Origin of the sequence: Kocuria sp. NPDC057446, from assembly GCF_042802875.1 — a bacterium.
Lineage (GTDB): Bacteria > Actinomycetota > Actinomycetes > Actinomycetales > Micrococcaceae > Kocuria.
Map to the genome: position 1 here is coordinate 1 of NZ_JBHVDI010000233.1, position 4,176 is coordinate 4,176.

Genomic DNA, 4,176 nt, shown 5'->3' on the forward strand with positions numbered 1-4,176 from the left:
CTCCGGTGCACACCGGAGCCGCCCGGCCGTCGGCGTCCCCGGATCGGGGCGCAGCCCGTCGCGGAGACGCACCGGGATGTTCTTCAGCCCCCTTACCTTTTGCGCGGACAGGCCGTAGCGTGGACCGGGCACGCCGTTCAGGCACGTCGCTCAGGCACGCCGTTCGGGCACCACCGAGAAGAAGGAGCACCAGCATGCGAAGGATCCTGTTCATGGTCGGCACCGCGGTCTTCGGCCGCATCATGGCGAAGCGGCGCGAGAACAAGGCCCGCGGCCGCTAGCAGCGGAAGCGCCACTCGGTGCGGGAGCGCCAGGTCTGCCCCGGCCGCAGCACCGGGTCGGTGAGCTCCGGCCGGTTCGGCGAGTCGGGATGGTGCTGGGGCTCCAGCGCGATCCCGGCCCAGCGCGAATAGGGCCGCCCTCCGGGGCCGGTGAGAGTCCCGTCCAGGGCGTTGCCCGTGTAGACCTGCAGGGCGGGCTGGTCGGTGACCAGCTCCACCGCCCGCCCGCTGCCCGGGTGCTCCAGCACCGCGGCGGTACGCACCCCTGCCCCGCGCAGGTGGAAGGAGTGGTCGATCCCGCCGGCGGCGGTGATCTGGCGGTGTGGATCACGCACCCGGTCCCCGAGCCGGGCCGGGGCCGTGAGATCGAAGGGGGTCCCGGCCACCTCGGCGAGCCCGCCCAGCGGCAGGGAGTCCGGGCTCACCGGGAGGTAGGAGTCGGCGGCGACGGTGAGCCGGTGGTCCTCGATCGTCCCCGATCCCTCCCCGGCGAGGTTGAGGTAGAGGTGGCTGGCCGGGCCGACCACGGTCGGGGCGTCGGTGCGGGCTGCCAGGTCCAGGGCCACGGTGTGCCCGGTGACGGTGTAGGTGGCGCGCACGGTGAGCCGGCCGGGGAAGCCCTGGTCCCCGTGCGGGCTGACCAGCTCCAGCGCCAGCCGGTCCGGGCCGGCGTCCAGGACCCGCCAGGTGCGGCGGTGGAACCCGTCGGGGCCTCCGTGCAGAGTAGCGCCGCCCTCGTTGGCGGCCAGTTCCACGGTGACCCCGTCGAGGGGGAAGCGTGCCCCGGCGATCCGGTTGGCGTAGCGGCCGACCACCGCCCCGAGATAGGCCTCCGGGGGTGTGGTGCAGGCGGTGGCGTCCGGGTGGCCCAGGGCCACGTCGACCGTGCCCCCGGTGCCCCCGGTGTTGTCGGGCAGGTACAGGGCCTGGATCGTGGCTCCGAGGTCCAGCACGCGCAGGACCGGACCGCCCGGGGTGCCCAGGGTGTGGGCGGTGACCGCCCGCCCGTCGGGCAGCACCCCGAAGCACACCGGGGCGGTCGCGGTCATTTGAGCGCGTTCGAGGCGCGGCGCTTGTTGAACACGTCGAACCCGACCGCCAGCAGCAGCACCAGGCCCTTGATGAACTGCTGGTAGTCGATCCCCACGCCCATGAGGGACATGCCGTTGTTGAGCACGCCCATGATCAGGCCGCCGGTGATGGCGCCGATGATCGTGCCCACGCCACCGGTCACGGCGGCGCCGCCGATGAAGGCCGCGGCGATCGCGTCCAGCTCGAACAGACTCCCGGCGCCCGGTCCGGCGGAGTTGAGCCGGCCGGTGAACACCAGCCCGGCCAGCGCCGCCAGGACGCCCATGTTGACGAACAGCAGGAAGTCGACGCGCTTGGTGTTCACGCCGGAGAGCTGGGCCGCCTGGAGGTTGCCGCCGCGGGCGTAGACGTGGCGGCCGAACACCGTCCGGTTCATCACGGCGCTGTAGGCGACCACGAGCACGCCGAGGACCACGAGCACGATCGGCGTCCCGCCGCGCGAGCTGGCCAGCAGGAAGGTCAGGGCGAGGATGACGACGACGCCGAAGACCAGGCGCGTGAGGAACCAGGCGCGCGGCTCGTCCTCGAGGTGGAGCTTGGCGCGATTGGCCCGGCCCCGGAGCTGGCTCACCACGAGCATGGCCGTGGCGATGAGGCCGATGCCCACGGTGGTCCAGTCCAGGATGTTGGTCGCCGGCGGGAACAGGCCCGGGAAGAGGGAGCCGCCGCCGAGCTGGCGGTACTCCGTGGGGAAGCCGGTGATCCGCTGGTTCTCGAGCACGATCTGCGTCAGCCCGCGGAAGACGAGCATGCCGGCGAGGGTCACGATGAAGGCGGGGATCCCGATGTAGGCCACCCAGAAGCCCTGCCAGGCGCCGACGAGCGCGCCGACCGCGAGCGCGGCCACGAGGGCCGCCCACCAGGGCAGGCTCCAGTCGCGGATCATGATCCCGGACATGGCGCCCACGAACGCGGCGACCGAGCCGACCGAGAGGTCGATGTGCCCGGCCACGATGATCATGACCATGCCGATCGCCAGCAGCAGGATGTAGCTGTTCTGCACGATAATGTTGTACACGTTGTCCGGCTGGAGCAGCGCGCCGCCGGTCAGGGCCTGGAACAGCGTCACGATCACCAGCAGGGCCAGGAAGATGCCGATCTGGCGGAGCCTGCTCATGAGGAACCGGCCGGCGCCGGCCACGGTGGAGGCCTTCTGCGGGCCTCGGCTGTCGAGTGCCCGGTCCTCGTCGACGAGGGTGGAAGCCATGGGTCAGTCCTTTTCCTTGGTCATGTGCTGCATGAGTCGTTCGGGGGTGGCCTCGGCGATGGGCAGCTCGGCGGTGATCCGGCCCTCGGCGAGCGTGTAGATCCGGTCGCAGATCCCCAGCAGCTCCGGCAGCTCGGAGGAGATGACCAGCACCGCCTTCCCCTGCGCGGCCAGCGTGTTGATGATGGTGTAGATCTCGTACTTCGCGCCCACGTCGATGCCGCGGGTCGGCTCGTCCAGGATGAGGACATCGGGGTCGGCGAACATCCACTTGGACAGGACGACCTTCTGCTGGTTCCCGCCGGAGAGCTTGCCGGTGATCGAGGACACCGAGGGCGCCTTGATGTTCATGCTGGTCCGGTAGTCCTGCGCCACCAGCGTCTCGCGCCCGCCGTCCACCCAGCCCGCGGACGTGAGCTTGCCCAGGGCCGCCGAGGAGATGTTCCGCTTGATGTCGTCGATCAGGTTGAGCCCGTAGCGCTTGCGGTCCTCCGTGGCGTACGCGATGCCGTGCCGGATCGCCTCGCTGACGGTCCGTGCCGTGATCTCCTGGCCGTTCTTGTACAGCCGTCCGGTGATGTTGGACCCGTAGCTGCGCCCGAAGACGCTCATGGCCAGCTCCGTGCGTCCGGCGCCCATGAGCCCGGCGATGCCGACGATCTCGCCCGCCCGCAGGGTCAGCTGCGCCCGGTCCACGACCACCCGCGAGTGCTCCCGGGGGTGGTGCACGGTCCAGTCCTCGATGCGGAGGACCTCCGCGCCGATGTCGGGCACCCGGTCGGGGTACCGGTTGGTGAGCTCGCGGCCCACCATGCCCTTGATGATCCGGTCCTCGGTGACGGAGCCGTCGTGCAGGCTGAGGGTCTCGATGGTCTGCCCGTCGCGCAGGATCGTCACGGAGTCGGCGATGGCCCGGATCTCGTTGAGCTTGTGGCTGATGATGATGCAGGTGATCCCGTCCTCGCGCAGCCCCCGGACCAGGCCCAGCAGGTGCGCGGAGTCCTCGTCGTTGAGGGCGGCCGTCGGCTCGTCGAGGATCAGCAGCTTCACGTCCTTGGAGAGCGCCTTGGCGATCTCCACGAGCTGCTGCTTGCCCACCCCGATGTCCCCGGCCGGGACGCTGGGGTTCACGTCGAGGCCCACGCGCCGGAGCAGGTCGGCGGCCCGGGCGTTGGTCTCGTTCCAGTTGATGACCCCGCGGGTGGCGCGCTCGTTGCCGAGGAAGATGTTCTCCGCGACGGACAGGAACGGGGACAGCGCCAGCTCCTGGTGGATGATGACCACCCCGCTGCGCTCGCTGTCCTTGATGTCCCGGAAGGAGACGGTCTCGCCCTCCAGGACGATGTCCCCCTCGTAGGTGCCGTGCGGGTACACGCCGGACAGCACCTTCATGAGGGTGGACTTGCCGGCGCCGTTCTCCCCGCAGATCGCGTGGACCTCGCCGCGGGCGACGGCCAGGGTGACGTCCTGCAGCGCCTTGACGCCGGGGAAGGACTTGCTGATCCGGCGCATCTCCAGAACGTGCTCGCTCATGCGGGCCTCCTCGTCTCGAGCTGGATGGTGGATGGGGGACGGGCCGGCCGGGCGGCCTCGGAC

At 70.8% G+C, this 4,176-nt stretch carries 3 protein-coding genes; all 3 read right to left on the minus strand.

What is annotated here, in order from left to right; all coding sequences use genetic code 11:
* Positions 1 to 277 precede the first annotated feature (277 nt).
* A complete protein-coding gene (locus ACFU0Y_RS17440) occupies positions 278 to 1,330 on the minus strand; it encodes an aldose epimerase family protein (protein ID WP_380216114.1) in 1,053 nt (350 codons plus the stop codon).
* A complete protein-coding gene (mmsB, locus tag ACFU0Y_RS17445) occupies positions 1,327 to 2,490 on the minus strand; it encodes a multiple monosaccharide ABC transporter permease (RefSeq protein ID WP_380216118.1) in 1,164 nt (387 codons plus the stop codon). The genes ACFU0Y_RS17440 and mmsB overlap by 4 nt, the downstream gene beginning before the upstream one ends.
* A gap of 93 nt (positions 2,491 to 2,583) precedes the next feature.
* Positions 2,584 to 4,113 carry a multiple monosaccharide ABC transporter ATP-binding protein gene (mmsA, locus tag ACFU0Y_RS17450; RefSeq protein WP_380216116.1) on the minus strand — a complete coding sequence of 510 codons (1,530 nt, stop codon included), beginning with the start codon at positions 4,111 to 4,113 and terminating at the stop codon, positions 2,584 to 2,586.
* Positions 4,114 to 4,176 lie beyond the last annotated feature (63 nt).